The sequence below is a fragment of the Methylomonas sp. PHL2-19 genome (genome assembly GCF_059331595.1).
In genome coordinates this window covers 3,200,484-3,225,669 of sequence record NZ_CP196839.1, presented here as the reverse complement: position 1 = coordinate 3,225,669, position 25,186 = coordinate 3,200,484, and the positions used below count along the sequence as shown (strand labels likewise).

Below are 25,186 nucleotides of genomic sequence, written 5' to 3'. Positions count from 1 at the left end.
AGATCTAACCGCGACATCGGTTTGGTAAAATAAGGAGGGTCAAAAGATCAGATATACGGAGCCTGTGATGAGTCGATTCATTCCCGTCAACCGCCATCAACTTTACGTGCTACCGCCTTCGGTGGACGAATGGCTGCCGGAGGCTCATCTGGCCCGTTTTGTTGTCGAAGTCATCGAGCAACTGGATCTGAGCCAATTAACCAGCCGTTACCAGGGACGCGGCAGTGCGGCCTATCATCCCTCGGTGTTGCTGGCGCTCCTGGTGTACGGTTACGCCACCGGCGTGTTTTCCAGCCGTAAGATCGAACGAGCGACCTACGATTCGGTGGCGTTCCGTTTCCTGTCCGCGGATACGCATCCCGACCACGATACGCTGGCCCATTTCCGCAAAACCTTCCTGATCGAGCTGGAAGATCTGTTCGTCCAGGTCCTCAGCCTGTCCCAAGCGATGAAGTTGGTGAAACTGGGGCAAATTGCGCTGGACGGTACGAAAGTGAAGGCGAACGCCTCCAGGCATAAAGCCTTGTCCCACGGTCACATCGAAAAGCTGGAAGCGCAGCTGCGGAACGAGGTCCAGGTCTTATTACAAAAGGCCGCCGAAACCGATGCGGCGGACGACCGCGACGGTCTGGACTTGCCGGCCGAACTGGCGCGGCGTGAAGACCGATTGAAAGCCCTGCGCGATGCCAAAACCCAGATCGCCGAGCGGGTCAAGCCGCGCGATGAGCAGGCACAAAAGGAGTATGAGGCGAAGATTGCCCGCCGGGAAACCGGGCGGCAGGCCGGCAAAAAGCCCAGAGGGCCGGAGCCCAAGACCCCGGAAATAGGCCCCAAGCCTGACGACCAAATCAACCTGACCGACGAAGAATCTCGCATCATGCCCAGTCATGAAGGCTTCGTGCAAGGCTATAACAGCCAAGCCGCCGTCGACGCCGACACGATGCTGATCGTCGCCACCCGCGTCACGCAACAGACCAACGATCAGCAACAAGTCGAACCGATGTTGGCCGAGCTGAAAAAACTCCCCGAGACGTTGGGCCAAGTCGATGCCCTGCTGGCCGACACGGGCTACTTCAGCGCCGCCAACGTTCAGGCTTGCGAACGAAGCGGCATCAAACCTTTGATCGCCATGGGCCGCGACAGCCACCCTGTGCCCCTGGCTGAATATCTGGCGGCCGACGCGCCGAAACCCAACACCGGCGACCCGGTGGAAAACATGGCCTGGTACCTGAAAACCCGCGAAGGCAAGGCCCGCTATGCCAAGCGCAAATGCACGGTGGAACCCGTATTCGGGATCATCAAGCAGGTACTGGGCTTTCACCAGTTCTCGCTACGCGGACTGGACGCGGTAACCGGGGAATGGAAGCTGGTGGCGATGGCGTTTAACCTGAAACGGATGTATGCGCTGGCCGGGGCATAAGCCCCGCCGAACTCAATGATAGGGTTGCATGCCGTCGAATAACCCAAGGGGAGCGCGTCTACATCAATTCTCAAGACCGGCTGAGTAACTTTACGACAGCTTGAGGGCTTCGATCATTTGGCTGACGCCAAATTTTCGGCTTAAAAAAACTTAAGTCCGACGGGCTCCTAGGATCAATTAATCGGTGATGATTCTGGTTTTAGGGATTTGGCTTAGCATGCACATTTGGCAGACTTGCGGGTACTTACAGCCATGAATGACCAAATAGGGCGTATGGCAGGTCGTACAGTAAGGTAATTCAGCGAGACCGTCTCTCAGGGCTTCGACGATAATCCAGGCTTCATCGAAATTTGCAGGCCGTATGCGGCCAAACGGCCGGCGTTCCTGAATATGGTTTGGGTAGAATTTACAAAAAGTGTCCCAGGCAAATACCATGGCATTCAGGTCTATTTCCGCTCTGATAGCGCCTGAGCAAGCGCTTCGATAGATTGAAGCAAATAGGGCCATGTAAAGAAACGACTCGCGTGACTGCGGCATTGACGTAATGCTGGGGATCAGTCCCGCCACTGGGCTTTCGCGGTGCAGCGAAAAGTAAAGGTTACACAATTCTTTGGGGCGCAGGGTTTTGATGACCCGGCTGGCCAATTTGGTACGCAACTTTCGTTTCAGTAATTGATAGGCCCAATACTGATCTTTGAGTCGAGCAGCAAAAGAGCAATGGTTGCTCATGACTCTGGTGAATGGGGGGACAAAAGCGTTAGGAGTTCGACAGTCCGCGCGGCAAGTGCTTCGGGGTCTTCGGTTTTTTGGACGTCTAGGAATTTGCTCCATTTGTGGGTGTTGAAACGGGGGGCAAAGGTTAGGCAATCACTTCGAGCCAGGCTCTTCAACTGTTCGAGTGGCATCTTTCTGAGCAACGACACCGCTTCGGTCGTGAGACCTAAGCAGAATATGGCTTTCTGTTCGCTGCCGGAAAAAATTAAGGATTGAGCGACGATGAGGTAGTCGAGATTGAGTTTGTAGAGATTTTCGTCCATTCAGGAATCCTTGATGGACTAAAGAATCGCTCGGATCTGATCAGCCAAGGCAATCACTTTTTGCCCATACTGGATGGCGGCCGGCTCGTTTTTCCAACTGTAATATCGGCCTATGCCATGTGCAAGATTGTCAGGCACTGATTGGATGGCCTCGGAGAGTATGCTTGCGCCGATTTCGAGATTGGTGCCTGGTATCAAGAGTTGCTCTGGTTTCGCAACACGGTGACCATGCCACCGTAGATTCACTTGCATAATGCCAACGTCGATATTGCGTTTACCTTGATCCATCAATTGATAAAGCAACGCTTCGGCTTCCTGCTGGCTGCCAGGAATAAAGGCGGTACCAGCGTTATTGATGGCCCAGGGCGAAGGTATGACACGATTCTGTCCGCCGTTTTTTCGCGATTCCGTGAGCGCAACGGCATACAGAATATAGGGATCAATGCGATGCCTACGACCTACTTGCCCCCACAGCGTGTTTTGTAATTTAGTGTTTGATGCCAGGGACTGTTGGCTGTTGCCATTCGCTTGAATGGAATCAGCAGCCATTGATTCCATGGGTTGGCTGATGATGCAAAAGCCGCCCATCATGCCAATCCGAAGATGCTTAACAACGTTTTGAAATGGAAACTTATGCTTAAGATTTTTTGAAGGAACAATGAACATCGCAAGCTCGCCATAATGGTCTTGAGGCGAGTTTACGACGATGCCAAAAATTCTATATGTTCGAAAAACCACTCTTTAAGCTGTTTTTCGCCCATCCTCTGAATTTGGCCTTGTTTTTTTACTTAATCTTATGAACGGAAGGAATCCTTGTTACCCGGAGCGCCCCTATCATACTGACCGTCAAATAGGTGAAAGACAAACCATCGTTCTACAACCCAAGCAAGCCTCGATATTGACCAGACAGGAATAGGAACGGCGGTTTTTGGCGGGTAGGTTGCGGGAGATGGTTAGGTTGAATGATAGGGGCTGTTGCCTTTTTACATCGGTAACCATGTAGTGGTCTAATAAAAATGGACACCCAGATAAATGCACAAGCCAGGGCGATAGCACCTTCAAAATTGCGTTTTAGTTTGTCATATCGGGTGGCAATAGCTCTAAAATGTTTCAGTCGCGCAAATACGTTTTCAACGAGGTGGCGATATTTATAGAGACACCAGTCCATTTCCTCATTCCCGACTATTGAATTTTGTTTTCTTGGGATGATGGGGACTGTGCCTTGGTCTCGAATTTGAATCCGTAACGGCTCGCTGTCATACCCTTTGTCTGCAATCATGTAGCCCGCCTGGGGGAGCTTGGCCACAAATTCCGGCGCTTCTTTGCAGTCATGTACTTCGCCCCCCGTAATCGAGAACTGGATGGGAAGTCCACCGGCATCAACCGCCATATGGATTTTGGTCGTGTTGCCTGCGACCGATTTCCCGATGGCTGTTGGATTTTCATGGGCGCCGCCGCTACTGTGTTGATGGGCTTTAATAATGCTGCCATCAATAAATAGCCATTCCAAATCAGGCTCAATCACTAGCGCTTGAAAGATACCCCTCAGCTTTTCTTGCAGTGCCCAGGCATTGAAGCGCTTGTACACGGCATTCCACTTGCCAAAAGCGACGGGCAAGTCTCGCCAAGGGCAGCCAACACGCAAACGATAAAAAATCCCTTCGACCGTTTGCCGAAGACCGGGTTTGTCGTAAATGCTGAAACTCAACATAATCGTTTTTAGCTTTTCCCAGTGGGTATCTGTAAGCAGTTGGCGTGGCATTCGCTAGCTATCGTTTGATTGAAAACTCAATCAATATGGCTCGCCAATCGATTTTCAAAGGGATTATGACAAAATGGCAACAGCCCCTAATGAAATTGCAGAGATGAGCAAAGTCGTTGATATTGTCTGTCGCTAACCGAAAACCGTAGTGACGGGGGGCTGTTTTTAGTCGACCGATAAGCGATTGACGCCGCTAAACAGTGCGCCGGGCGACGCGGTCAGACTGCAAGCCGACGGCCTCATCAGCAAACAGGAACTGGCCGACCGCATAGGCCTGTCGGCATCACCCTGCCTGCGGCGGGTGCGAGCGGTGGAGGAGGGCGCCTGATCGTCGGCTATCGGGCCTTGTTGGATGCCAAAGCCTTGGGTCTGACACTGATGGCCTTGAGCCACATTCCGATAGACCAACACACGTCGGAACGTTTCAACACATTCGAGGCGGCGGTTGCCGGCATTCCCGGCGCGACCGTAGCTTCTTGTTACGGCGGGTCGTGGATAAGACGGCGTTTCCGGTGGGGGTAGGACCATGATCATTCCGAATCCACTGCTGGGCAGAGTTTGCAAACATGGCAAATCACTGACTCAAACCGTTACACAAAAAATGAACGCCGCAATTATCATTCAACGCACAATTACTTCCGATGGCTTAGTCTGCCTTCGCTTAGGCTCAAGGGCGCACTGTTAAAACGTTTGACTGCAATCGGCTCGCCTACTACCATCCATCCACCAAAATCAGCTCCGGTAACAGCCTCAAAGCACCAACCCCACGGCTTTTAATCTTGCTGGCCGAGCTAATCGATGACCACCCCTTCAAGGATCAGATGAAAACCTATTTGACTTGTTTAAGCGCAATTTTGCTTTTGCTCAGCGCTTGCGCCGGTTCGCCGCCGCTAAAACCGGATACCGTAGCACGCGGCGATTACAGTTACCTCAAGACTCATTTAACATGGTTGATCGAGCAGGAAATGTCCGAACAAGACGTGGCAGGTTTGAGTATCGCCGTGGTCGACGATCAGCAGGTCGTTTGGGCGCAAGGTTTCGGCTATGCCGATCAAGACAACCGGATTGCCGCGACACCGGAAACGGTTTATCGAACCGGCTCCATCTCCAAGCTCTTCACCGATACGCTGGTCATGCAACTGGCGGAGCAAGGCAAACTGGATATTGACCGGCCGTTGCAAACCTATCTGCCGAATTTTGCGATCAAAAGCCGCTTCCCGGATGCCGGGCCGATAACGCCGCGCAACATCATGACCCATCATTCCGGCTTGCCGGGCGATAGGGGCAATGGCATGTGGATTAAACATCCCGCGCCGTTCAGTCAACTGGTCGAACAGCTGAATAACGAATACGCCGCCTATCCGCCCAATCACATCTGGGCCTATTCGAATCTGGGCATCACCTTATTGGGGACGATGCTGGAACGGCTGACCGGTGAGGATTTCAGCCGTTATGCCGACCGGCAGCTGTTAAAACCACTGGGCATGACGCATGCGGCATTTACGCCGGGCATAGCGGGTGAATTGGCTTCCAAGGCCTATAAGAATGATCAGGAAAAGGCCGAAGTGGCACTGCGCGATATGCCGGCCGGCGGCTTGAATGCCAATGTTTTGGATCTAAGCCGCTTTATCGCCATGGTCTTGGCGGACGGCAAAGCCAATGGCCGGCAAATACTCAAGCCGGAAACCCTACATGAAATGCTGCGCCAGCAAAACCGCGACGTGGCGCTGGATGTGGGCACCAAAACCGGTTTGGGGTGGTTCTTGACCAGCAAACCCGGTATCGGCGATGTGGCCGCACACGGCGGCGCCACACTGTTTCATCGTAGCCTGCTGACTGTGTTGCCGGAGCACAAGCTGGGCGTGGTCGTGTTGGCGAATTCCCCGCCCACGGGTGACTTGATCGACAAAGTCACCGATAAGGCATTAAAAATGGCGGTTGCGATAAAAACCGGCCAGCCTCTGCCGGATGACATCGAAACGCCTAAAATCGAAACCCGCGGTTTAAGCCCGCAAGAGCAACAATTGGGGGCAGGGCAGTATGCAACCGCGTTAGGCTACATCAAGTTAACAGCCGATGGCGACACCTTGGTCACCGAACTGAACGGCAGCAGTATGGATTTGGTCGGCAGGGACGATGGCAAATTCGGCATTCGCTACAAACTGCTGGGCTTGATTCCAATACAACCAAAGCAGCTGGCCGAGGTTGGCTTGTCGATACGGCATGTCGACGGCCATGATCTGGCGTTGGCCCATTGGCACGGCCAAACCTTTGTATTGGGCGAGAAAATCCAACCCGTACCGATTCCCGCCGCCATGCGTAGCCGTCTGGGTGAATACGAGATTGTGAATCTTGCCGAAGGCGAGGCGATGGTTCCGGAAAAATGCGCGCTACGCGAGCGGGACGGTTTTTTGATGCTGGAGTATTCCATTCCCACATTCGACCTGAATAATCTGACCCTCCCGATTGCACCGGTATCGGAAAACGCCGCCGTCATTCTTGGGCTGGGGCGGGGCATGCAGGAAACCGTGCGGCTGGAGACGATTAATGGTCAAGAATTTGTGGCTTATTCCGGGTATTTATTGCGGAAGAAATGAGCAAAACCTTTAGGGGCTGTTGCCATTTTGTCATAATCCCTTTGAAAATCGATTGGCGAGCCATATTGATTGAGTTTTCAATCAAACGATAACTAGCGAATGCCACGCCAACTGCTTACAGATACCCACTGGGAAAAGCTAAAAACGATTATGTTGAGTTTCAGCATTTACGACAAACCCGGTCTTCGGCAAACGGTCGAAGGGATTTTTTATCGTTTGCGTGTTGGCTGCCCTTGGCGAGACTTGCCCGTCGCTTTTGGCAAGTGGAATGCCGTGTACAAGCGCTTCAATGCCTGGTCACTGCAAGAAAAGCTGAGGGGTATCTTTCAGGCGCTAGTGATTGAGCCTGATTTGGAATGGCTATTTATTGATGGCAGCATTATTAAAGCCCATCAACACAGTAGCGGCGGCGCCCATGAAAATCCAACAGCCATCGGGAAATCGGTCGCAGGCAACACGACCAAAATCCATATGGCGGTTGATGCCGGTGGACTTCCCATCCAGTTCTCGATTACGGGGGGCGAAGTACATGACTGCAAAGAAGCGCCGGAATTTGTGGCCAAGCTCCCCCAGGCGGGCTACATGATTGCAGACAAAGGGTATGACAGCGAGCCGTTACGGATTCAAATTCGAGACCAAGGCACAGTCCCCATCATCCCAAGAAAACAAAATTCAATAGTCGGGAATGAGGAAATGGACTGGTGTCTCTATAAATATCGCCACCTCGTTGAAAACGTATTTGCGCGACTGAAACATTTTAGAGCTATTGCCACCCGATATGACAAACTAAAACGCAATTTTGAAGGTGCTATCGCCCTGGCTTGTGCATTTATATGGTTACCGATGTGAAACGGCAACAGCCCCTAGGATTAACAGTTGCCAGTTAGGGTTTAATGAGTGTTCCCAAGCTTGCCATCATCCAGCAATAAGGTATGCCGATGAGTGAATTTATCGCGTATCTGCCCGAAATGTTCGAACTGTTCGGCACCATTCAGATCCGTAAGATGTTTGGGGGCTATGGTGTCTACCACGATGGCTTGATGTTCGCGCTGGTGGCGGACGATACTCTGTATCTCAAGGCGGATGCCGAGAATGCCAAATTTTTCGAGGAACAGGGGCTTGCGCCATTCGAATATCAGCGGGAAGGCAAAATGACGAAAATGTCATATTACCAAGCGCCGGCCGAGTTTATGGAAGACCGGGAGCAGGCCGTTCTGTGGGCGCGGCGCTCGTACGACGCCGCGCGTAGAGCCCAACGTAAAAAACGCAAAAGCAAAACGGACACGACAGTGATACGTCATTTAGACTGATTCAGAACACCTAATATCGAATAATGTTGAACCCCTCTTCCTGCTGAGGGGCGACGAAGAAACTTGTGATTAGGTCAAATTCGGTATCAGCCACTACAAAAGCGTGAGTGCCAGACGCGTTTCTCGCACGTAAACGTGTCAAGCATTTGTCGTCCGATACATCAAGAAAATGCAACACATGCCTTGATTCGGCTCTGTCGATAAGAGATCTCATCCATTTTCGGTTTGCGACGGTGTTGGCTGGAAAATCCAATACCACGGACACACCTATTCGAAGCAAATCGGTCACGTGTGGACCGATCGCGTCACGCAAATTCGAAGCACATCGAACATAGTCCGCCACAGTCTTGATGTCGTCTGGATATAGATGTACAAGCCAAGTGTCCTCGCTGAGGATCACCGTGTCCGGCGTCTTGGCCAGTTCCTTTGCCAATGTCGATTTGCCAGAGGCGATTTTTCCGCAGAGCAGATGCAATGTTGGCAGTAGCTTTGGCATTTTATATGGCTCCCAGTAAGTCAGTGCCATACGAATTATCGATAACACAAAGCCACTTGCCGACAGGGTCTTCCCGAAAGACATAGGTGGCGCGCCTTGACATGCAATTCGCTACACCGGCAGCATCCGCCGTTTCCAGAACGGTTTCCATGATCACTAGAGCCGTATTTCCGCTCTGAATGACATGCATCGCGCCTTGTTTGACCACAAGACTATGGTTGAAATATTCGGTGATCGCGAGGAACGCCTTATGGATTTGTTCCTTGCCTGTAGCAATCAAGCCTGGCTTGATGACGAGCGTTGCATTGTCTGCGTAGAAAGCCATCAAGGTAACGAAGTCCTCTTCAGTGATTGCTTTGTCAGCAGCTTCGATAATTTGTTTAAGTGGATGGTAAGCCATATCGATCTCCTTGGTAGGTTAAGGCACCAAGAGACAGGCAATATTGAACCCGCCTCAGGGCGGGTTGCAGTAGAAAGTAAACGTGCTAACCCACCATTGTTGAAATGGTGGTAATAATAGCCAGCAGGGTTGGGAGGACGTTAATCATGATGGGATGCTAACAGAAGCTATAGTGCCGATCAAACGATAAACTAGCTGAGCATTTTTAGTAATTCGAATCTGCGTGCAATAAAACAACGCTAACAGATCGAGCCGCAGTTAGTATTGCTGGAACTAGCGGAACTGGAACAGGCCGTGCGGACCTATCCCTTTCCCGACGCGGAAACCCAGCCCGATACCTTGCACCTGAATTTTTTGCTGTCCGCACCGGCCAACCCCGACCTGGCCGCGCTGGCTGCCATCTAGAAAGACAGCGAACGGTTTAGTCTGATCGATCAAGTTTTCTACCTGCATGCACCGGAAGGAATCGGCCGCTCGAAACTGGCGGCCCAGGCCGAAAAGCGCCTTGGTGTGGCGATGATCGGCCGCAATTGGCGAACGGTTTGCAAGCTCGTCGAACTGGCGAGAAGCATGACACTCCCAAACGCCGCGGATCGATAAGCCAAGTGCGAGACGGCATTTGGTTTACCCGCGCATTCGTCATGTGCTTGCCCAGTGCATGCGGCCGCTCGGGCTCGTTCCCATTTCTTAACGTTTGGTTGGCAAATTCGGCGAATTTGTCGAGAACTGATGCCGCCGTGATAATTTCGTGATTAGATTTACGGCTCCGCTTGGCCGATAATCAGCTTTATTTTGTCTAAAACCGCCAACCATGCCGCCTACGAAACACCTGCTCCTGGTCGAAGACGATCCCGACATTGCCGGCCTGCTGGCCGCCAATTTGCGCGAGGAAGGCTACAGCGTGGATTGGGCGGCCGACGGCGAGGCCGCGCTGGCCGCGATTGCCGGCAATCGTTACGACTTGTTGCTGCTGGACGTCATGCTGCCCGGTGTGGACGGCTTGGAAATTTGCCGGCGGGTGCGGGCCGGGCCGGTTTATACCCCCATCATCATCGTCAGTTCCAAATCCAGCGACGTGCAACGGGTGGTGGGTTTGGAAATGGGCGCCGACGACTACATCGTCAAACCGTTTGCATTGGCCGAGGTGGTCGCTAGAGTACGGGCGCTGTTGCGGCGGGTGGCGGCGTTGAGTGAACCCATCGCCATTCAAGCAGATGCCGTTCTGGTCGCTCACGGTTTGCGGATCGATGTGCAAAGCCGCACGGTGGTTTTGGACGGCCAAACGCTGGCGCTGACCGCCCGCGAATTCGACTTGCTGCATTTCTTCGCTCGCCATCCGGGCCGTATGTTCACCCGGCTGGAACTGTTGAACCAGGTCTGGGGCTACAACCACGACGGCTACGAACATACCGTCAACTCCCACATCAATCGCTTACGCGCCAAAATCGAAGCCGATCCGGCCAAACCGGCGCGAATACTGACGGTGTGGGGCGTTGGTTACAAGTTTGCCGAAGCGGACACCGCCGACGCATGACGCTGAGCTTCCAAAGCCGCATCGCTCTATTGTTCGCGGCGCTGTTCGTCGCGGTGCAGGCGCTGACGGTGGCGTGCATTTACGTGGCGGTGCAAGACAACCTGTTGCACCAACTCGACCAGGACTTGCGCTACGCCGAGCAAGCCTTCCGGCAACTGCTGGTCGAACGCGCCGAACGAGTCGCCGGCGAGGCCGGCTTGCTGGTCGCCGATTTTGGGTTTCGCAGCACCGTCACCGGCGGCGACCCGGCCACCATCGCCTCGGCCTTGGAAAACCTGCTGCTGCGCATCCACGCCCAACGCGGCTTGTTTATCGATCCACAATTTCAGGTGCTCGCCGATAGCGCCGGCCAGTGGCAAGGCCAGCCGTTTCCGTATGCGCAAGCCTTGGCAAACACCGACGCCACTCGCTCACTGGTCTGGTTCGGCGTGTTGGACGGCCGCTTGCAGGAATGGGCGCTGGTGCCGGTGTCGGCGCCGCTGCCGGTGGGCTGGGTGGCGGTGGCGCAGGCTGTCGACGAGCAGCGTATCGCCCGATTTCGGCAAAACTCGCTATTGCCGCTGCACATCGGTTTGGCCGAACTCAGTGCCGACGGCGGCCGCCTGCTGGCCGCGTCGGCACCGGACGCGGCCCTGGCCTTGCTGCACAGCTCGACCAACCGGGCGCTGGCGGCCACGGTCGATACCGCGCAAGGCCGCTACCTCGGCCGCATACTGACGTTGCCGGCGGCCGGCGGCGATCAAGGCGTCGCCGCATTGCTGCAAATCAAGTTCACCGATGCCTTCGCCGGCTACCGCCATATGCTGTTACTGGCGGCCGGGGTGTTGCTGCTCGGCCTGTTGACGACGCTGGCTGGCAGCGTGGTCATCGCCCGCAATCTGTCGCGGCCGCTACGGGCCTTGGCCGGTGCCGGCGAACGAGCGGTCAACGGCGATTTCGCTGCCTCGCCGCTGACCGGCCGCAACGACGAATTGGGCAGACTGGCCGATACCTTCGTTCGCGCCGCCCAACTGGCCGGCCAACTGGGCGAACTGCGCCAAAAAGACCAGGAACGCCGCGAACTGGTGGCTTCGATGTCGCACGATTTACGCACGCCGTTGGCTGCGTTACGCGCTTTTCTCGAAACCATGCAGCGCAAGGCCGAGACCTTGCCGGCCACCGAACAACAGCATTTTCTGGATACCGCGTTGCGCCAGACCGAAAAAGTCAGTCGGCTGGCGCAGGAACTGTTCGAACTGGCCAAGTTGGAATGCGACGACGCCAGCTTGAATCCCGAACCCTTCAATCTGGCCGAATTGCTGCAAGACGTCGCCCAAAAATACCGGCTGCAGGCCGAACAGCGCGGCGTCAGCTTGCAAGCCGAACTGCGCCCGGAATTACCACTCATCAGCGCCGATATTGGCCTGATCGAGCGCCTGCTGACCAATCTGATCGACAACGCCTTGCGCCACACCCCGCCAGGCGGCCGAGTTCGGCTGGACGCCTGGCCGGCGCGCGGCCGGATAGCGGTGGCGGTGCGCGATACCGGCATCGGCATCGCCCCGGAATATCTACCAACCTTGTGCGATTGGGACTCGCCGCTGGCCCGCCGCGCCCGCGCCGACGGCGGCGGTTTCGGCTTGATCGTGGTTGGTAAGATCGCCCAGTTGCACGGCGGCCGCTTGCAAGTGGATAGCACACTCGGCGTCGGCAGCGAATTTCGTTTCGACTTACCGCTGGCTGATCCCACCCGCACCGCGACAGGCAAACCGTAAACATGCTGTTATTGGCCGCTCGATTCCCGGTCCTGCCAAGCTCATTCCCGCAGCAGCGGAAAACCTGGAAGTCTTTTCGCCTAATGCTGTCGGTTGGGTTGCCGACGTTTTTCGGTTTGATGGTGCAGGTCTGCCAAGCCGACGACGGCCAATTTCCGGAAGTGACCTGGCACGGCCTGCTGGACCTGCGCTACCAACACAGCGACGCCGCGCCGGGCGAGTTGGAGTACGGCCTGGGCAAGTTGCGCGCCGGCGACGAGCGCGACCGCTGGCGGCTCAACGAAGCCGCCGCTACCTTGCAAGTCAGACTGGACTGGGATTGGATGCTCAACGCCACCATCAAATACGCCGACCGCCAATCAACGCCGTTGGATTTGACCGAAGCCTATCTGGCCTACCGGCCGGTCGGCGCCGCCGGTTGGCGTTTGGCCGGCCGGCTGGGCATGTTCTTTCCGCCGATTTCGTTGGAAAACACCGGCACCGCCTGGAGCAGCCCGTACACCTTGAGCTCGTCGACGATCAACGCCTGGGTCGGCGAAGAATTGCGCGCGTTCGGCGGCGAGCTGCGTTTGGATTACCAGACCGAGGCCGGCGACAAACTCGGCGTGTTCGGCGCCGGCCTGGCCAACAACGACACCGCCGGCCTGATGCTGGCCTGGCGCGGCTGGAGCTTGCACGACTTCGAATCCACGTTGACCGGCCGCCTGCGTCTGCCGGAGGGCATTCGCATTCCGGCGCTGTTTCCCAAGCAGGCCAACGCCAGCCAGACCTTCGTCGAAGTGGACGGCCGCCCCGGCTTTTACGCTGGCATTGCCGCCGAACGGTCGCAACGCTACACGCTGCGCGCGCTGTATTACGACAACAACGCCGATCCGGCCTTTGTGTCCGCAGGCCAATACGGCTGGCACACCCGCTTTTGGAGCCTGGGCGCCAAGGCCGAATTACCGTGGGAAACCACGCTGATTTCGCAAGTGCTGACCGGCCGTACCAGCATGGGCGAGTTACTCGGCGACTTGCGCGCGGTCGATGTTGGATTTTGGTCGGCGAGCTGGCTGTTGAGCCGGCCGCTGGGCGACGGCCGTTTCAGCGTGCGCTACGAACGCTTCGACAGCGACGAACGCGATTACCTGCCGCAAGACCGCAACGGCGAACACGGCCAAGCCTGGACCGTCAATTACAATCTGACCTTTGCCCAGCACCATCAATTGAACGTCGAGTTCAGCCGCATTTTCAGCACCCGCCCGGCGCGGCAGGAACGCGGCGAAGCCGTTTATCAGGAGGACACGCTGTGGCAAGTCGCTTACCGGCTGTTTTTTTAACGGCCTGGGCCGCCGTCGCGCCGGCCGCGGAATTGGCGGGCAAGGCCGTCGCCGGCGGCCGGCCGTTGGCCGATCTGGTGGTCGCCGCCCAAGCCTTGGATGCCGCCGGCCGGGTCAAAGCGCCGCCGGCGCCGGCGGCAATGGCGTTGGACCAGAAAAGCCGCGAATTCGTCCCGCACGTGTTGGCGGTGCGCAGCGGCACCCCGGTGTATTTCCCGAACAGCGACGCGATCAAGCACCACGTCTATTCGTTTTCCGCAGCCAAGCGATTTGAGATCAAGCTCTATAGCGGCGTGCCGCGCGAACCGGTGCGCTTCGACCAGCCCGGCATCGTCGCGCTGGGTTGTAACATTCACGATTGGATGCTGGGTTACGTCTACGTCAGCGATGCCGATTACCTTGCGGTTTCCGACGCCGAGGGCCGCTGGACGCTGGATTTGCCGGAGGGCCGCTACCGCCTGAGCTTTTGGCATCCGGACGCAGCCGAACAAACGGCCGAGCAAATCGTCAGCGTACCGGCCGGTGAACTCGCGGTGACGGTGGAATTGAAAGCCCGCTTCCCCACCGGCAAGCCGCCAGCCAGCTTGCAAAATCAGGGTTACGGCGACGGGTTTTGATGCGGTGCGAAGCTGGAGTACAAATCTAGTTTTGCACTCCACTGCGTTGAAGCGACCGCCTCAAGCCGGCAAAGCCGACACCGGCGCGCGCTTCCGGAACCAACCGAACAACGGCAACGCGCTGCCGAACAACCAGGCCGCCGCCGGAACCGGGACTTGCGACACCGCGCTGATTTGCAGCAGTGGCGTATTGGCGCCGGGCAGATCGGTAAAGTTGTAACCGGCCGGCGTTCCTAATCCGGCATAAACCGCGAAGTCATGGTTAGCCTGGATGGTACCGTTTTGCGCCGGGCTGTCCAAGGCATTGGAACCTACCAAGAAGGCCGCGCCGGTGGTGCCGTCCAGTTCGGTGCCGGCGTCCCAGATGCTGCTGCCGTTCTCGACGAAGGTGCCGCCGGTGAAATGACCTTGGGCGTCGAACAATTCGATTTCGGTCGGCGAGTCGTTGCCGACGAAGCGGTCGTTGGACGGCACTACCATCGCGAAATAACTCAGGTAACGGTTTTTCACCGGGTCCAGGTCCAGGGTGACGCTGCCTTTAGCGCCGGGCAGGAAAATGCCGGGGCCGAAGGCATTAACCGCCGCCGTCACCGTCGCGCTGGTGCCGCCGGCCGCTGCCGCGCTGCTGGCCGCGAATGCAGAGGACAAGCCGGCGCCGCTACCCATCTCGGCAATTGCTTCGATTGCCGACGAAGCCGTGGTGCCTAAGTCGAAGGCATCGAAGGTACCGTCATGCAAGGCGATGAAAAACGGACTCAAGGCCGGCCCGTTGGCAGCAGACAAATTGCTGAAACTCAGCGTGACCTGCGCGGCCTCTGCCGAACTTAAAGGTGCCGCACTGGCCGCTAACAACAGCGCCGACAGCGTAAAAGCATGGTTTTTTTGCATCGTGATTCTCCTTAATATGAATGCCAAATGGCGCGGCCATTGTGCAATCGGAAAAGTCACGAAATCTTCACGGGGAGGTCAAATGCACGTGAGATGTGAGCTGTCATTGGGTCAAATGCCAGAAGGTATCAGTTCGGTCAAAAACAGCCAGACGGAACAGAATTACCAGTCTTAGATGGAAGGCATTGGGAGCGTTGAATTCATGAACCACACCGATCACGAACGATGTGCTTCACGCTGTTCAGATTATCCATGGCCCTCCGGATTTTCGTTTTTGTTGCAAAACGATCAGGTTTGCCGAATTCGTGCCGCTTCCTGCAAATCTGCTATCAGCTGCAGCGGCTCTTCTTGATAGCGGCGCATGAGTTCCGGAGGGGCTGCGGTATGCTTGTCGTAAATGACGCTCCAGCGGCTAATTTCGAGTAACACAGGTATCAGATCGAGCGCTTTTTCCGTTAGTTCATAAAACACTTGGCGTTTGTCTTCGGGCTTGTGTTTACGGATAACGAGTCCGTCCGCTTCCATTTTCTTCAGTCGCGAAGCCAGAATATTGGTTGCGATTCCTTCTTTTGAAGCCATCAACTCCCGGTAATGCCGTTTGCCGCTTAGCATCAGATCGCGAAGTACGATCAGCGTCCATCGGTCTCCGAACACTTCGAGGGCATAATCAATTGGGCATCTATTTTTGAGCTTCGAGTCGGGCATCTGGCTTATTTACTTGCGTTTTGCAATTGAAATGGGATAATTAGTTGCATATTGCAAGTATATCAATCCAAGCTTATTCCGCAAACCACGTTCATCAGGAGATCGTAAATGTCGACGATAAATTCTACTGCCACCAATATCTCGTTGCTGCGGATCTACACAGCTCCTTGCATCATTGTCGGATCGGTCGTAGCTTGGCTATTCTGGCTATTAGCCGGTGAACATCGGGCTTTCCCACCGGAGCGGCTTATTTCTCCAATGGCCGCGCTCTTTATGCTGACGGCTTTGGTATGGCTGATGATGGTCGTCGCACGCAATGTTGCCGTTATTCGAGGGCATGCGTCGATCAGGTATTTCGCGGATTACAAGGCGGATATTCCTGCCGACGATCGATTCGAGCGTCCGGCTCGAACCTTCAATAATCTAATGCAAGTACCCGCGCTTTTTTATGTTATTTGTCTATTGATGCTTGTCGAGAAAAATGCCGACAACGTTCAAATCGCGCTTGCCTGGGCTTTTGTTGTACTCAGGTATGGCCATGCGATTATCTATATGGCCGTAAATTGGGTGCCGTATCGCTTCGCGACTTGGGCTTCAAGCTGCATCGTTCTGGGCACGCTTTGGTTTCGCTTTGTGACGGCGGTTGGGTTGGGATAAGCTTGAATGGACTCCAGTTGGATGGTTGTTACAAAAAACCGAGCAGCGCCGCTTTAACGGCCGCTGCGGTTTTGTTGCTGGCATTTAATTTCGCCGCAGCATTGCTGATATGAAAATTAACAGTCCGCTCGGTAATTTTCATGATATTGGCAATTTCTCCGGCGGTTTTGCCATCCGCCGTCCAGCGTAGTACCGCAATCTCGCGGTTTGATAGTTTCGTATCCGCTTCCGGCAGCAATTTGGGCAATAATCTGCGCGACAAGGCGATATGCGCAGTTTGGGTCAACCAAGCCATTTTAAAAGCCTTGTCCGCCAGCTCGGCTTCGCTCAGCGGCTCATCGGATCGCGCCAACGTCAGCATGCCGGTGGCGCCGGGGACATCCCGCATGGATTGCGCCCAACCGTAACGCAAGCCGAACGAGCGGGCTTCTTCCCAAAACGCCGCCGTTGAAGCGAACAAACCGTCCGTCCACAGAATGGGCTGCGGCGAGCGCAGGGCGTGTTTGACAGTGGGATCGATCGCACAATAGTTTTTGGCCTGATATTGCGCTTGCCAAGCCGACGGATAATTGCTTACTTTCACGATCTTCGGATTGCTCAGCGGCAGCGCCAACCGGAGTCCGTAGGTGCAATATTCAAAACCCAATTCCGCACCGAACGCTGCAATGGCTTGAAAAAGCTGATGCTCGCTATCGCTGGTCTGCAATGCTTGAAGTTGAATTTCTTGCCAGGCTTTCATGGGCTTATTGTCGTTAAATCTGTTCGACAGCTTATCCTAAAGGCTGAGTTCACGGAAACCCCATGTCCGGTAATCCTTACCGGTAAACCAGAATGGCGGTATAAGCTGTCAATGTTGACAGTTGTTAGACCGTTGTAAATAGCGTCTAATCCGGCAAAGCGGGTAGGCGTTTAAACTGCACCTGGTATTATGTTCCAAGCCAACAGCCACCCTTTTTTTGATTATTAAGCCGTAGCCATGACTTTCGATATTTTCATTGCCGATACTGACGCGGAAATTCAAGCCTGTTTTCCGGTGTTCAGCGAGTTGCGCCCGCACCTCAAGCAAGAGCAGTTTCTAGCCCAGGTTCGCCGCCAGCGACTGCAGTCCTACCAAATTCTGGCTGTTAGACAGCAGGGCGCCGTTAAAAGCGTGGCGGGTTTTCGTTTTGCCGAGTTTTTGGCCTGTGGCAAAATACTGTATATCGACGATTTGCCCACGCTAAGCGGCGAGACTGCGCAAGGCTTCGCCGGCGCTTTGCTCGATTGGCTGATAGCCCATGCCAAAGCCCACGATTGCCGGGGCGTGCATCTGGATTCCGGCCATCAGCGCTTTACCGCCCATCGCTTGTATCTTAACAAGGGCTTTCAGCTGAGCAGTCATCACTTTTCCCTGACCCTCAACATCTAGATTTGCCATGAAAATTCTGGCCTTATCGGGCAGTTTGCGGGCGGCGTCTATCAATTCCGCCGTGCTGAGGGTCGTAAAACAGTTGGCACCGGCTTCGATTGAAGTCCGTCTGTTTTCCGGGCTTGGCGAGTTGCCCTTATACAATCCGGATTTGGAAAGCGCGCTTCCGACCGTCGCGAAGCAATTGCGCAACGAAGTCGCCTCGGCGGATGCCTTGCTGATCGCCAGCCCTGAATATGCCCACGGCGTTACCGGCACTATCAAAAACGCGCTGGATTGGTTGGTGGCATTCGAGGGCTTTGTGGATAAACCGGTGGCGGTATTGAACGCGACGCCTCGCGCCCATCATGCCGATGCCGCGCTCCGGGAAACCTTAGTCACCATGTCGGCCACACTGATCGAAGCCGCCTCGATCACCTTGCCGTTGCCGAGCGCGCACATAGGCGAAGCCGAGCTGTTGGCGATGCCGGAAATCGTTTCATTGCTGACCGGCGTATTAGCGGAAATCCAAGGCGCAGCGATGAAACCCTATCTGGACTGCAGTCTTTATATCGATAGCCGACATCCGGCAATTGTCGCCCAAGCAGCCAAGTTGGCGGAGGGCTGCGCCGATGAGGAAGAAATCGCCAAACGCTGTTTCGAATTCGTGCGCGACGCAATCAAACATAGCTGGGACTACCGGCTGAATCCCGTGACCTGCAAGGCTTCGGAGGTGTTGAGCCACGGCACCGGCTATTGTTACGCCAAAAGTCATTTGTTGGCGGCGCTATTGCGCGCCAACGGCATTCCGGCCGGATTGTGTTACCAGCGTTTGACGCTAGACGGCGACCAGCCCCCTTATTGCCTGCACGGTTTGAATGCGGTTTACCTGTCGCAACACGGCTGGTACCGGGTCGATGCGCGCGGCAATAAGCCCGGTGTGGAGGCGGACTTTTGCCCGCCGCTGGAAAAATTGGCTTTCCCGATTGTGAATCCCTTGGAACAAGACTTGCCCGGCATCCATGCGGAACCCTTGCCGGCCGTCGTTAAAGCCTTAACCGAACACCGAACCGTCGAGCAGGTGTATGACAACTTGCCGGATGTCGACCGTCAAAATCATACTGTCTAACAGAAGCAAATATGGCCAGAAATATTGAAATCAAAGCGCGAATCGACAGCGTCGAATCACTATGGCCGCTGGTGGTCAAGATCGCCGATGAAGGACCTATCGAAATCATTCAGGACGATACTTTTTTTCCTTGCCCCAACGGACGACTGAAACTTCGCGCCTTCTCCGATTATGACGGGCAACTGATTTTCTATCAACGCCCCGACAGCGCCGGCCCCAAGCAGTCTTTTTATGTGATATCTCCCACCGCATCGCCGGATGCACTCAGGCAAAGCTTGACGCTTGCTTATGGTGAAAGCGGTAGGGTGCGAAAACACCGCACATTGTTCATGGTCGGCAAAACCCGAGTGCATTTGGATAAAGTCGAAGGATTGGGTAATTTTCTGGAATTGGAAGTGGTGCTTGGCGAGGGTGAACCTAACGAAGCCGGTGTGGTAATTGTGCACGCATTGCTGGAAAGGCTGGGTATCTCTGATCATCAGCTTATCGAGGAGGCTTATATCGACCTGCTTGCCAGGCTGGCGGTTGAAAAACCAGAAATCAAACAATTCACTTGAATACTCATCAGAGATTATTACCATGGACGTTTCGCAATTACCTTTCAATCAGTTGATCGGTTTACGGCTAGCCAACTCGGATAGTGGCTTTTTAGTTTGCTTACCGGGAAACCCTCGATACGCCAATCATCTCGGCACCGTCCACGGCAGCGCATTATTGGCGGTTGCCGAAGCAGGTTCCGGAGCGTTTCTTTCACGGCAGTTTTCCGATACCTCAGGCATCGTTCCGGTGGTCAGAAAGCTTGAGGCCAAATTTCGCAAGCCGGCATTAGGGCAGGTTTCGGCCAGATGCAATGTCTCCATTGCAGAGACTGAGCGCTGGTCTTCTGAGTTGACGGCCCGAGGCCGCGTAGTGGCCGCAATTCCCGTTGAGGTTGTCGATGGGGCGGGAGTGGTGGTCATGTCGGCCGTCGTCGAGTGGTTTATCGCTCAAAACGCAACCAATTAATCGAAAAAATTTATGCAAGCAATCGACCGCTCATCCGCTGAGCACTACACATGGGGCGACGGCTGCGACGGTTGGCATCTTGTAAAACGAACCGACATGTCGGTGATCTCCGAGCGCGTGCCGCCCGGCGCAAGCGAAGTACGACATTTTCATGCCAGCGCTCGCCAGTTTTTCTATATTTTGGAAGGTTGCGCCATGATGGAAGTAAACGGCAAACGCATCCAATTATCCGAAGGACAAGGCATTGAAGTCGCTCCAAGGACGCCACACCAATTCATCAATGAATCCAGCGCTGATGTCCGGTTTTTGGTGATCTCTCATCCCACCACAGTAGGCGACCGTACTGAGGTTTAACATCGCCGTTAATCCGAACGCGTTAACGCGCCTCCCTTATGTTTTACGATAGCCGCCATCGGGAGCATCCATGGACAAGATCGACCTCAGAAAAGAATTGAAGCACTTGTATCAAGCCAGCGCCAAAGCGGTCGTGCAGGTTGAGGTACCGCCGTTGAGATACCTGATGGTGGACGGCGAAGGCGATCCCAATACCTCGCAAGCCTATGCGCAGGCCGTCGAGGCCTTGTTTTCCGTATCCTACACGGCCAAATTTATGGTCAAGAAGGGGTCGCAAGCGCTTGATTATTCGGTCATGCCGCTGGAAGGATTATGGTGGGCGGATGATATGGCTGTCTTTGCAGCCAACGACAAGGCAAAATGGAAGTGGACGATGATGATCTTGCAACCTGACTTCGTAGCGAATGACATCGTCGACGCCGCTCTTGCCGAAGTCCGAAGAAAAAAGAATCTGCCCGGCATAGATAGGCTGCGGCTGGAAAATTTCTCGGAGGGTCTTTGCGCTCAGATTTTGCATATTGGCCCATTCTGCGAAGAAGGACCCACTATTGAGCGGTTGCATGCATTCATCGATACCAGGACTAGCCGGATTGGCAAGCATCACGAAATTTATTTGAGTGATATACGGCGCGCAGATCCGAAGAACTGGAAAACCATCATTCGGCAACCCATGAAATGAGGGTTAATGCCACCGCTATGTTACAAGACGACCCATGGACATTACATTAATCAGGCACGGTAAACCGGCGTTCGAGCTGAAAGGCAAAGCCAAAGCGCGAGAGATTGGCGAGATTATCAGAAATTATGATTTATCAGGAATAGCGGACGAAGCGCCGGAAAACGCCAAGCAGCGCGCATCGGCATGCCATGTCGCCGTTTGTAGCGACTTTATCCGTTCTTTGGAATCGGCCAAGGCACTGGGATTTAGCGATATTTTGCTGAGCGACCCCGTGTTTCGGGAAATCGCTACCCCTCATTTCAAACAGGGGGCATTGACGATGTCGGTTAATGCCTGGGGAATACTATTACGGTGTATGTCGGTGCTTGGTTTCGCTGAAAATGGCGAGTCGCTCTCCATGGCAAAACAGCGGGCGCAAATCGCGGCATCGACATTAATAGATATGGCGCATGAGCATAAAAGCGTCTTGTTGGTGGGGCATGGTTTCGTTAATTACTTCATAGCCCAGGAGTTGTTAGCCAGAAACTGGGTCGGTCCCACGAAGCCGGGCCGCGGCTATTGGGAATATGGAGTATATCGCTATCGTGCAATATGACCCGCAAAGGCACAATCCCTCTCGCATTTTAAGTCACATTCAAAAATATGCTCGCATCGATTACCGGCAACACTAAAATACTCGGCGTCATCGCCGACCCGGTTAGCCAGGCCAGAACGCCGGCTATGGCAAACAGACTGCTGGATGAAAGAGGGCGCCTGGGTGATTTTGTCATGCTTCCCATGCAAGTATCGGCAGAAGATTTTCCCGCGTTTATTACGGGCCTGCGCACCTTGAAAAACTTCGGGGGGGCAGTGGTTTCCATGCCACACAAAGCCGTTGCCGCCCACTTGGCTGATGAACTGACTCCCAATGCACGCCTGGTCGGTGCCGTGAATGTCATTCGCCGGAACGGTGATGGCCGCCTGATTGGCACCATGCTGGACGGCGAAGGTTTTGTTGCCGGATTAGCCGGGGCCGGATACAGCGTGAAAGACGCACATATCCTTCTGGTCGGAGCCGGAGGCGCTGCATCGGCGATTGCTTTTGCCCTTGCCAAACACGGCTGCGCTTCACTTTGCATACAAAATCGTACGCCGGATCGGGTGAGTGCTTTGTCGGAGCGCGTCCGTCATGCGTATCCTCAACTTGAGGTAACCACAGCAATCCACGAAACATCCCACTACGATATCGCTATTAACGCCACTTCTCTCGGCATGAAACCGAATGATGAGCTACCGATAGCCAATCCTTTGATACGGCATTGCGACTTGGTAGCCGAATGCGTGATCGCCCCTGAAATGACACCGCTACTCCAGGAAGCGTCCGGCCAAGGGAAAGTCATCCACACCGGCGTTCCGATGTTGGCCGCGCAAATGCATCTGATGCTGGCTTTCATGGGAGCCGAGTGAGATGCAATAGGCCAAGAGCGCTTGTCGATATAGAATAAATCCTAGACTGCGGTTGCAGCGATGGCGGATCATAAGCGAGCTGTATGCCACAGGTTACAAGTTTCACACCATAACCCTGTCAATACTGACAGTTGTTGCAAGACCTGATCCTGAGTTGTAATTAACCCAAAATAATCCGTTTCTATGCGGAAACTGCCGGAGTCAAAATGTTAGGTGAAACCACAGGTACCGTTCGGGTGTTATTGCGACTGGAGGGATTGTGCGTGCTGCTTGCCGCCTGCCTCGCCTACGCAAAATTCGATTTGGACTGGAGCACGTTCGCAATCTACTTCCTGGTGCCTGATCTATCTTTACTCGGTTACTTCGCCGGCGCCAAAGTGGGCGCCATTAGCTATAACACGGCGCATTCATACCTCGGCGCCGTTGTCAGCCTGGTGATTGGTTTTACGGTTCCGTCCCCGATACTTCAATGTGCCGGTTTGATCTGGTGTGCCCATATCGGTTTTGACCGGGCGCTGGGTTACGGACTCAAGTATCCGGCGGGATTCGGCTTTACCCATCTTGGGCGCATCGGCCGATTTGGTGCCAAACATTGGGAAAAACAATAACCGGGTGAGAAGTCTGGACACAACTTCCATACCCAACGCCCTTAGAACGCCGGGTACCGAAGGTTACAGCGAGTGCGCGGCAACATTGATTCTCCAATACGAAACCATCGTATTCGAGGAGCTTCACCGCGCCGAATTACACCTGTTGCCGACAACACCGGGATTTGTTTTGGACATCGGCGCGGGCATTGGTATCGACGCTGCTTGGTTTGCAGCGCGCGGACACAGGGTGGTTGCAGTCGAGCCGACCGAGGAATTCCGCATTGCCGGAATGGCGAGATCCGCGGGCTCTGCAATTGAATGGCTGGATGACGCTTTGCCTTCGCTCGATCGCGTTTTGGCGCGCCGCCAGATGTTCGATACCGTTATTTTGAACGCAGTATGGATGCACTTGAACGAGCGGGAGCGGCGTATTGCAATGGCTAAAGTGGCCGCACTGTTGGCTCCTAACGGTCTCCTGATGTTGTCGCTTCGGCACGGCTCTGTGCCAAAGGGGCGGCGAATGTTCCAGGTGTCAGGCCAAGAAACGGTTAATTTGGCAGGACAACACGGTTTGCGGCCGATTCTAAATGTTCAGGCCGAGTCCTATCAGCTTCTTAACCGCACCAGCGGTGTTGTATGGACCCGCTTGGCTTTCAGACACGCGGAATAGCTTGCCATAAAATTCGTGCGGTTGCGGCTGCTAGTCGTTTGGAATCGTGTATTTTACGGCGCTAGTTGGACCAATTTTCGCCTTATCTCTGCCTCGTCAGCGAAGAATTTGCCAGCCGAGGATTTGACGTACAGATCGTTAAGGTTGATTACGAATTTCAACGCGGCGGTAATCAAATGCAGGTCATCAAACCTAAATAACGAGCTTGGATCAAGTTCAAAAAGGGCACAATTTTTCGCGCTAATTGCATATTTATAAGACTATTTACATGGCAGAATTCAACCACCTTGCTAAGGACCTTCAACAAGACAAAAAAGTTGTGTTCACGGCTCAATCGTGCAAAAACTTTCACCAGCGCATGCTGGTATGCAAACATGCTTTTGAACAGGGAGTGGTTCCAGTAAATCCCTTCAATTTGTTTGGCTATTTTCTCTACGAACTCGTCGACAGAGATTTGGTTAGAAGCGGGAATAACAATCTCTTGAGTCGATGTGATGAATTATGGGTTTATGGCGAAATTAGCGATGGTGTTCTCGCTGAAATTCAGATGTTCAAAGAGTCCGGAAAACCTATGAGATTCTTTGATATATCTAATCTCCCAGCGGAGGTAAAGGAGATTTCCAAGAAAAATCTTGTCTTTGAAGACAATATCAAACAGTACAAGGGCTATATATAGCAATGGGTAAACGTATACCGGACGAAATTTGCGCTTTACCGTAACGTATGCGTTTTATGCCATGGAGGAAGATCGATGAAATACGCTAGATGGATACTCGCGGTTTTGCTGCTGTTGCCGATTTCCGCGGTCGCATTTTTTAAACCCGTTCGGGTGCTGATTCCGGAAGCATTCGGCGTCAGTTGCAACGAACAACACCTATGCGTGGACAATTTTTCAGAGCTTGCGAAGGCGCAATCACTACTCAACGACTCGAAAAGTTATCTTGCCACGCAATGGGGCTTGTCTATTGGCGAGCCGAAGATCATTTTTTGCAGCACGGAGCAATGCCGGTCCACATTCGGCCTATCCAACAAAGCCGGATTCACCTTGGGCAGTTTCGCAATTGCCGTCGCCCCGCGAGGTTGGCAACAACATTATGTGGCGCATGAGCTCATCCATTATTGGCAGGCCGACCACTTTGGCAGCCTGGCGCTGCTAGCCGGTGAGCACTGGCTAATCGAAGGCATGGCCTACGCGCTGAGCAACGATCCGCGAGGGGAACTGCATCAGCCCTTTGAATCCTATCGTCAGCGCTTCAATGACTGGCATAAACGCCATGCCGATATGCCACTCAAAGAATCGCTGGCTGGATGACTCTAAATATGGCAACCAATATTCTTACTGTATTGCGCACCGTTCGGTGCTGGATATATCGGGCCATAAAAACCGGGCTGGTATTGTCAACCGCATTGCTACTGACTGGGGCCGTTTA

At 54.3% G+C, this 25,186-nt stretch carries 31 protein-coding genes and 1 pseudogene; 22 read left to right on the top strand and 10 right to left on the bottom strand.

Annotated features, from left to right (window positions below; genetic code table 11):
- Positions 1 to 67: 67 nt before the first annotated feature.
- A complete protein-coding gene (locus ACR02O_RS14905; RefSeq protein ID WP_494521934.1) occupies positions 68 to 1,420 on the top strand; it encodes an IS1182 family transposase in 1,353 nt (450 codons plus the stop codon).
- 177 nt (positions 1,421 to 1,597) lie between these two features.
- Here the strand turns inward: ACR02O_RS14905 and ACR02O_RS14900 are convergent, their stop codons facing one another.
- The 5 genes and pseudogenes from ACR02O_RS14900 to ACR02O_RS14880 all read right to left on the bottom strand — a co-directional run bounded on the left by ACR02O_RS14900 (position 1,598) and on the right by ACR02O_RS14880 (position 4,747).
- Positions 1,598 to 2,149, bottom strand: coding sequence for a FlhC family transcriptional regulator (locus tag ACR02O_RS14900; protein WP_494521933.1), 552 nt, complete (start codon positions 2,147 to 2,149; stop codon positions 1,598 to 1,600).
- On the bottom strand, positions 2,146 to 2,457 hold the full coding sequence (locus ACR02O_RS14895; RefSeq protein WP_494521932.1) for a flagellar transcriptional regulator FlhD: 312 nt from the start codon (positions 2,455 to 2,457) through the stop codon (positions 2,146 to 2,148). The genes ACR02O_RS14900 and ACR02O_RS14895 overlap by 4 nt, the downstream gene beginning before the upstream one ends.
- A gap of 18 nt (positions 2,458 to 2,475) precedes the next feature.
- Complete coding sequence (locus ACR02O_RS14890; RefSeq protein WP_494521931.1) at positions 2,476 to 3,123, bottom strand: transglycosylase SLT domain-containing protein; 648 nt, start codon at positions 3,121 to 3,123, stop codon at positions 2,476 to 2,478.
- A 349-nt stretch (positions 3,124 to 3,472) separates the two neighbouring features.
- A pseudogene (locus ACR02O_RS14885) lies at positions 3,473 to 4,219 on the bottom strand (IS5 family transposase); the annotation flags it as partial.
- Positions 4,220 to 4,384: 165 nt separating this feature from the next.
- Entirely contained in the window at positions 4,385 to 4,747 is a 363-nt protein-coding gene (locus tag ACR02O_RS14880; protein WP_494521930.1) for a hypothetical protein, read from the bottom strand.
- A gap of 251 nt (positions 4,748 to 4,998) precedes the next feature.
- On the opposite strand from ACR02O_RS14880, the gene ACR02O_RS14875 reads away from it, so the two are divergent.
- The 3 genes from ACR02O_RS14875 to ACR02O_RS14865 all read left to right on the top strand — a co-directional run bounded on the left by ACR02O_RS14875 (position 4,999) and on the right by ACR02O_RS14865 (position 8,126).
- Positions 4,999 to 6,816 (top strand): serine hydrolase domain-containing protein, encoded by a 1,818-nt coding sequence (locus tag ACR02O_RS14875; protein ID WP_494521929.1) that lies wholly within the window; start codon positions 4,999 to 5,001, stop codon positions 6,814 to 6,816.
- A 99-nt stretch (positions 6,817 to 6,915) separates the two neighbouring features.
- A complete protein-coding gene (locus ACR02O_RS14870; RefSeq protein ID WP_129871393.1) occupies positions 6,916 to 7,665 on the top strand; it encodes an IS5 family transposase in 750 nt (249 codons plus the stop codon).
- 89 nt (positions 7,666 to 7,754) lie between these two features.
- Positions 7,755 to 8,126, top strand: a complete 372-nt coding sequence (locus tag ACR02O_RS14865; protein ID WP_033158739.1) for a TfoX/Sxy family protein — start codon at positions 7,755 to 7,757, stop codon at positions 8,124 to 8,126.
- Between the two features lie 10 nt (positions 8,127 to 8,136).
- On the opposite strand, the gene ACR02O_RS14860 is transcribed toward ACR02O_RS14865, so the two are convergent.
- Positions 8,137 to 8,622 (bottom strand): P-loop nucleotide/nucleoside kinase family protein, encoded by a 486-nt coding sequence (locus ACR02O_RS14860; RefSeq protein ID WP_033158713.1) that lies wholly within the window; start codon positions 8,620 to 8,622, stop codon positions 8,137 to 8,139.
- A 1-nt stretch (position 8,623) separates the two neighbouring features.
- Positions 8,624 to 9,022 (bottom strand): YybH family protein, encoded by a 399-nt coding sequence (locus ACR02O_RS14855; protein ID WP_033158712.1) that lies wholly within the window; start codon positions 9,020 to 9,022, stop codon positions 8,624 to 8,626.
- Positions 9,023 to 9,286: 264 nt separating this feature from the next.
- On the opposite strand from ACR02O_RS14855, the gene ACR02O_RS14850 reads away from it, so the two are divergent.
- The 5 genes from ACR02O_RS14850 (at position 9,287) to ACR02O_RS14830 (ending at position 14,246) form a co-directional block, all read left to right on the top strand.
- Positions 9,287 to 9,427 (top strand): DUF1697 domain-containing protein, encoded by a 141-nt coding sequence (locus tag ACR02O_RS14850; RefSeq protein WP_165385959.1) that lies wholly within the window; start codon positions 9,287 to 9,289, stop codon positions 9,425 to 9,427.
- Between the two features lie 406 nt (positions 9,428 to 9,833).
- Positions 9,834 to 10,556: a response regulator transcription factor gene (locus ACR02O_RS14845; RefSeq protein WP_033158711.1), complete on the top strand. Its 723-nt coding sequence runs from the start codon at positions 9,834 to 9,836 to the stop codon at positions 10,554 to 10,556.
- Positions 10,553 to 12,310, top strand: a complete 1,758-nt coding sequence (locus ACR02O_RS14840; RefSeq protein ID WP_494521928.1) for an ATP-binding protein — start codon at positions 10,553 to 10,555, stop codon at positions 12,308 to 12,310. Before ACR02O_RS14845 ends, ACR02O_RS14840 begins: the two co-directional genes overlap by 4 nt.
- A 2-nt stretch (positions 12,311 to 12,312) precedes the next feature.
- Positions 12,313 to 13,629, top strand: a complete 1,317-nt coding sequence (locus tag ACR02O_RS14835) for a hypothetical protein (protein ID WP_494521927.1) — start codon at positions 12,313 to 12,315, stop codon at positions 13,627 to 13,629.
- Complete coding sequence (locus ACR02O_RS14830) at positions 13,599 to 14,246, top strand: methylamine utilization protein (protein ID WP_171695252.1); 648 nt, start codon at positions 13,599 to 13,601, stop codon at positions 14,244 to 14,246. Before ACR02O_RS14835 ends, ACR02O_RS14830 begins: the two co-directional genes overlap by 31 nt.
- A 60-nt stretch (positions 14,247 to 14,306) precedes the next feature.
- Here the strand turns inward: ACR02O_RS14830 and ACR02O_RS14825 are convergent, their stop codons facing one another.
- Positions 14,307 to 15,134: a spondin domain-containing protein gene (locus ACR02O_RS14825; RefSeq protein ID WP_494521926.1), complete on the bottom strand. Its 828-nt coding sequence runs from the start codon at positions 15,132 to 15,134 to the stop codon at positions 14,307 to 14,309.
- A gap of 288 nt (positions 15,135 to 15,422) precedes the next feature.
- On the bottom strand, positions 15,423 to 15,839 hold the full coding sequence (locus ACR02O_RS14820; RefSeq protein ID WP_494521925.1) for a winged helix-turn-helix transcriptional regulator: 417 nt from the start codon (positions 15,837 to 15,839) through the stop codon (positions 15,423 to 15,425).
- 108 nt (positions 15,840 to 15,947) lie between these two features.
- Between ACR02O_RS14820 and ACR02O_RS14815 the strand changes: the two genes are divergently transcribed.
- Complete coding sequence (locus tag ACR02O_RS14815) at positions 15,948 to 16,496, top strand: MAPEG family protein (protein ID WP_445369141.1); 549 nt, start codon at positions 15,948 to 15,950, stop codon at positions 16,494 to 16,496.
- A 28-nt stretch (positions 16,497 to 16,524) separates the two neighbouring features.
- Here the strand turns inward: ACR02O_RS14815 and ACR02O_RS14810 are convergent, their stop codons facing one another.
- Positions 16,525 to 17,235: an autoinducer binding domain-containing protein gene (locus tag ACR02O_RS14810; protein WP_101052365.1), complete on the bottom strand. Its 711-nt coding sequence runs from the start codon at positions 17,233 to 17,235 to the stop codon at positions 16,525 to 16,527.
- Positions 17,236 to 17,472: 237 nt separating this feature from the next.
- Between ACR02O_RS14810 and ACR02O_RS14805 the strand changes: the two genes are divergently transcribed.
- The 12 genes from ACR02O_RS14805 to ACR02O_RS14750 all read left to right on the top strand — a co-directional run bounded on the left by ACR02O_RS14805 (position 17,473) and on the right by ACR02O_RS14750 (position 25,068).
- Entirely contained in the window at positions 17,473 to 17,904 is a 432-nt protein-coding gene (locus ACR02O_RS14805) for a GNAT family N-acetyltransferase (protein ID WP_101052366.1), read from the top strand.
- Positions 17,905 to 17,911: 7 nt separating this feature from the next.
- Complete coding sequence (locus ACR02O_RS14800) at positions 17,912 to 19,012, top strand: NAD(P)H-dependent oxidoreductase (RefSeq protein WP_101052367.1); 1,101 nt, start codon at positions 17,912 to 17,914, stop codon at positions 19,010 to 19,012.
- Positions 19,013 to 19,023: 11 nt separating this feature from the next.
- On the top strand, positions 19,024 to 19,569 hold the full coding sequence (locus ACR02O_RS14795; protein ID WP_101052368.1) for a class IV adenylate cyclase: 546 nt from the start codon (positions 19,024 to 19,026) through the stop codon (positions 19,567 to 19,569).
- Positions 19,538 to 20,017 (top strand): PaaI family thioesterase, encoded by a 480-nt coding sequence (locus ACR02O_RS14790; RefSeq protein ID WP_240618010.1) that lies wholly within the window; start codon positions 19,538 to 19,540, stop codon positions 20,015 to 20,017. The genes ACR02O_RS14795 and ACR02O_RS14790 overlap by 32 nt, the downstream gene beginning before the upstream one ends.
- A gap of 12 nt (positions 20,018 to 20,029) precedes the next feature.
- Complete coding sequence (locus tag ACR02O_RS14785) at positions 20,030 to 20,371, top strand: cupin domain-containing protein (protein ID WP_101052370.1); 342 nt, start codon at positions 20,030 to 20,032, stop codon at positions 20,369 to 20,371.
- A gap of 70 nt (positions 20,372 to 20,441) precedes the next feature.
- On the top strand, positions 20,442 to 21,050 hold the full coding sequence (locus ACR02O_RS14780; RefSeq protein WP_101052371.1) for a GyrI-like domain-containing protein: 609 nt from the start codon (positions 20,442 to 20,444) through the stop codon (positions 21,048 to 21,050).
- 34 nt (positions 21,051 to 21,084) lie between these two features.
- Entirely contained in the window at positions 21,085 to 21,645 is a 561-nt protein-coding gene (locus ACR02O_RS14775; protein ID WP_101052372.1) for a histidine phosphatase family protein, read from the top strand.
- A gap of 47 nt (positions 21,646 to 21,692) precedes the next feature.
- Positions 21,693 to 22,496 (top strand): shikimate dehydrogenase family protein, encoded by an 804-nt coding sequence (locus ACR02O_RS14770; protein WP_494521924.1) that lies wholly within the window; start codon positions 21,693 to 21,695, stop codon positions 22,494 to 22,496.
- Positions 22,497 to 22,702: 206 nt separating this feature from the next.
- Positions 22,703 to 23,104: a DUF4260 domain-containing protein gene (locus tag ACR02O_RS14765; protein ID WP_101052374.1), complete on the top strand. Its 402-nt coding sequence runs from the start codon at positions 22,703 to 22,705 to the stop codon at positions 23,102 to 23,104.
- A complete protein-coding gene (locus ACR02O_RS14760; RefSeq protein ID WP_205454250.1) occupies positions 23,058 to 23,756 on the top strand; it encodes a class I SAM-dependent methyltransferase in 699 nt (232 codons plus the stop codon). Before ACR02O_RS14765 ends, ACR02O_RS14760 begins: the two co-directional genes overlap by 47 nt.
- Before the next feature lie 268 nt (positions 23,757 to 24,024).
- Entirely contained in the window at positions 24,025 to 24,432 is a 408-nt protein-coding gene (locus ACR02O_RS14755; protein WP_101052375.1) for a DUF7768 domain-containing protein, read from the top strand.
- Between the two features lie 75 nt (positions 24,433 to 24,507).
- Positions 24,508 to 25,068: a hypothetical protein gene (locus ACR02O_RS14750; protein ID WP_101052376.1), complete on the top strand. Its 561-nt coding sequence runs from the start codon at positions 24,508 to 24,510 to the stop codon at positions 25,066 to 25,068.
- Positions 25,069 to 25,186 lie beyond the last annotated feature (118 nt).

What these genes read in the sequence shown, in the direction of transcription:
- ACR02O_RS14800 (WP_101052367.1), top strand. Translation starts at nt 17,912, where the DNA reads ATGAAAATTCTGGCCTTATCGGGCAGTTTGCGGGCGGCGTCTATCAAT.
- ACR02O_RS14750 (WP_101052376.1), top strand. Translation starts at nt 24,508, where the DNA reads ATGAAATACGCTAGATGGATACTCGCGGTTTTGCTGCTGTTGCCGATT.
- ACR02O_RS14820 (WP_494521925.1), bottom strand. Translation starts at nt 15,839, where the DNA reads ATGCCCGACTCGAAGCTCAAAAATAGATGCCCAATTGATTATGCCCTC.
- ACR02O_RS14880 (WP_494521930.1), bottom strand. Translation starts at nt 4,747, where the DNA reads ATGGTCCTACCCCCACCGGAAACGCCGTCTTATCCACGACCCGCCGTA.
- ACR02O_RS14860 (WP_033158713.1), bottom strand. Translation starts at nt 8,622, where the DNA reads ATGCCAAAGCTACTGCCAACATTGCATCTGCTCTGCGGAAAAATCGCC.
- ACR02O_RS14870 (WP_129871393.1), top strand. Translation starts at nt 6,916, where the DNA reads ATGCCACGCCAACTGCTTACAGATACCCACTGGGAAAAGCTAAAAACG.
- ACR02O_RS14905 (WP_494521934.1), top strand. Translation starts at nt 68, where the DNA reads ATGAGTCGATTCATTCCCGTCAACCGCCATCAACTTTACGTGCTACCG.
- ACR02O_RS14890 (WP_494521931.1), bottom strand. Translation starts at nt 3,123, where the DNA reads ATGTTCATTGTTCCTTCAAAAAATCTTAAGCATAAGTTTCCATTTCAA.
- ACR02O_RS14775 (WP_101052372.1), top strand. Translation starts at nt 21,085, where the DNA reads ATGGACATTACATTAATCAGGCACGGTAAACCGGCGTTCGAGCTGAAA.
- ACR02O_RS14865 (WP_033158739.1), top strand. Translation starts at nt 7,755, where the DNA reads ATGAGTGAATTTATCGCGTATCTGCCCGAAATGTTCGAACTGTTCGGC.
- ACR02O_RS14785 (WP_101052370.1), top strand. Translation starts at nt 20,030, where the DNA reads ATGCAAGCAATCGACCGCTCATCCGCTGAGCACTACACATGGGGCGAC.
- ACR02O_RS14755 (WP_101052375.1), top strand. Translation starts at nt 24,025, where the DNA reads ATGGCAGAATTCAACCACCTTGCTAAGGACCTTCAACAAGACAAAAAA.
- ACR02O_RS14805 (WP_101052366.1), top strand. Translation starts at nt 17,473, where the DNA reads ATGACTTTCGATATTTTCATTGCCGATACTGACGCGGAAATTCAAGCC.
- ACR02O_RS14855 (WP_033158712.1), bottom strand. Translation starts at nt 9,022, where the DNA reads ATGGCTTACCATCCACTTAAACAAATTATCGAAGCTGCTGACAAAGCA.
- ACR02O_RS14895 (WP_494521932.1), bottom strand. Translation starts at nt 2,457, where the DNA reads ATGGACGAAAATCTCTACAAACTCAATCTCGACTACCTCATCGTCGCT.
- ACR02O_RS14810 (WP_101052365.1), bottom strand. Translation starts at nt 17,235, where the DNA reads ATGAAAGCCTGGCAAGAAATTCAACTTCAAGCATTGCAGACCAGCGAT.
- ACR02O_RS14845 (WP_033158711.1), top strand. Translation starts at nt 9,834, where the DNA reads ATGCCGCCTACGAAACACCTGCTCCTGGTCGAAGACGATCCCGACATT.
- ACR02O_RS14780 (WP_101052371.1), top strand. Translation starts at nt 20,442, where the DNA reads ATGGACAAGATCGACCTCAGAAAAGAATTGAAGCACTTGTATCAAGCC.
- ACR02O_RS14840 (WP_494521928.1), top strand. Translation starts at nt 10,553, where the DNA reads ATGACGCTGAGCTTCCAAAGCCGCATCGCTCTATTGTTCGCGGCGCTG.
- ACR02O_RS14815 (WP_445369141.1), top strand. Translation starts at nt 15,948, where the DNA reads ATGTCGACGATAAATTCTACTGCCACCAATATCTCGTTGCTGCGGATC.
- ACR02O_RS14835 (WP_494521927.1), top strand. Translation starts at nt 12,313, where the DNA reads ATGCTGTTATTGGCCGCTCGATTCCCGGTCCTGCCAAGCTCATTCCCG.
- ACR02O_RS14900 (WP_494521933.1), bottom strand. Translation starts at nt 2,149, where the DNA reads ATGAGCAACCATTGCTCTTTTGCTGCTCGACTCAAAGATCAGTATTGG.
- ACR02O_RS14765 (WP_101052374.1), top strand. Translation starts at nt 22,703, where the DNA reads ATGTTAGGTGAAACCACAGGTACCGTTCGGGTGTTATTGCGACTGGAG.
- ACR02O_RS14795 (WP_101052368.1), top strand. Translation starts at nt 19,024, where the DNA reads ATGGCCAGAAATATTGAAATCAAAGCGCGAATCGACAGCGTCGAATCA.
- ACR02O_RS14825 (WP_494521926.1), bottom strand. Translation starts at nt 15,134, where the DNA reads ATGCAAAAAAACCATGCTTTTACGCTGTCGGCGCTGTTGTTAGCGGCC.
- ACR02O_RS14770 (WP_494521924.1), top strand. Translation starts at nt 21,693, where the DNA reads ATGCTCGCATCGATTACCGGCAACACTAAAATACTCGGCGTCATCGCC.